Source organism: Streptomyces yerevanensis, assembly GCF_000716805.1.
In the GTDB taxonomy this organism is placed as follows: Bacteria; Actinomycetota; Actinomycetes; order Streptomycetales; family Streptomycetaceae; genus Streptomyces; species Streptomyces flaveus.
Map to the genome: position 1 here is coordinate 1 of NZ_JNWJ01000179.1, position 1,496 is coordinate 1,496.

The following is a 1,496-nucleotide window of genomic DNA, read 5'->3' on the forward strand; positions in this document are numbered from 1 at the left end:
AGAGCGCGGCCAGTTGCCGGGCCGGATAGCGGCGCGGGTCCACAAGAGTGGTGACCAGGCGGTAGTCGTCGGCCGCAGCAGCGCCGCCGGTGTCTTTGAGCTGGTAGGCAAGGACTCGGACCGGCACCGGGTCACGTTTCGCACCGTCGGTGCCGGCGTGGATGCCGAAGGCCGGATCGACTGGAGCATGGTCAGCGTCGACTCCACGACATGCCGCGCTCATCAGCACGCGGCTGGCGCCACCACTCGCGCCCCGAAGATTCCGGGCCGGCGAAGCCGACTGGCGCGTCACCGCTCCGATGAGGCTCTGGGACGCTCGCGAGGCGGGCTGACCTGCAAGATCCATCTCGCCGGGGAGGGTGGGCGCCGCCCGCTCGGGTTTGTCATCACGCCCGGCCAGTGGGGGGACGCACCGCAGATGATTCCCGTGCTGGAAGAGATCCGCGTGCCCCGGCTGGGTGGTGGACGTCCACGAACTCGGCCCGACCACGTCGGGGGCGATAAGGCGTGCTCATCACGCCGCAACCGGCGTCACCTGCGGAGACGCCAGATCAAGCACACGATCCCCGAGCCGAGAGACCAGCGGGCCAACCGCCAGGGCCACGGCAGCCAAGGCGGCCGGCCCACAGGGTTCGACAAGATGATCTACCGACGCCGCAATGAAGTCGAGCGGACCATCAATCGGCTCAAGAACTTCCGAGCTGTCGCCACGCGCTATGACAAGAGGGCGTACGTCTTCCACGGGACGGTCACCGTGGCCGCGATCCGGCTATGGCTTCGCACCTGAACAGCGGCCGAGGACTACGTGTCCTCCGGCACGAGCACGCCCAGTTCGACTTCCTCGAACACTCGTGACCACCAAGAGTCCTCATCCGAGAAGGCCATCGGATCCGCTTGCCGAGCCCGGCCGATCACGTCGTGTGCCCAGTCGTCGTAGTCGTCATCCATGTCGCTCTTGCCGGAGTAGACGAACGTCTCCCAGATCCGCAATACCTCCACCAAGCGTTCCACCGATGTGTTGACCAGGCCGTACTGCTCCTCCGGATCGCCTTCATAGCCCTTGACCATCCAGACCTCACCGTTGTCGGTCAGCAGCCAGTACGAGTTGATGCCGTCCTCGAACGAGCCGAGGAACACCGCTCGGCCTCCGGGAAGTTCGCGGACTGCCAGTTCCCGGTCCCGGTCACGCACGAACATCCGGTTGCAATCGGCCGGCAAGCCCCGCTCAACAAGGAGGCGGGCTGCCTGGCCGCGTACCCCGCTGGAGGCAAGACCGTGCTCGTCATACGGCAACCAGGCCACGTCACCCATGCCTATCAGCCTGTCCTTCACGTCCGCCCCTGTGGTTGGGCCGATCTTCTCAGACCCCAACACAACCCATCGGACAGGACCTAGAGGCAATGCCGTTGCTTTTGCTGTGGGCGTAGGCTGGTTGGGAGTCGGTGCCGGGGGTGGTGCGGGTGGCTGCGAGTGCGTCTGACTTATCGGGTCTTGGC

At 66.0% G+C, this 1,496-nt stretch carries 2 protein-coding genes; one reads left to right on the top strand and one right to left on the bottom strand.

Annotated features, from left to right (window positions below):
* A partial coding sequence (locus tag OP79_RS53510) for an IS5 family transposase (protein WP_245685761.1) occupies positions 1-787 on the top strand: 787 nt, incomplete at its 5' end.
* A 14-nt stretch (positions 788-801) separates the two neighbouring features.
* Here the strand turns inward: OP79_RS53510 and OP79_RS48880 are convergent.
* Positions 802-1,311, bottom strand: a complete 510-nt coding sequence (locus OP79_RS48880) for an SUKH-4 family immunity protein (RefSeq protein ID WP_033329698.1) — start codon at positions 1,309-1,311, stop codon at positions 802-804.
* Positions 1,312-1,496 lie beyond the last annotated feature (185 nt).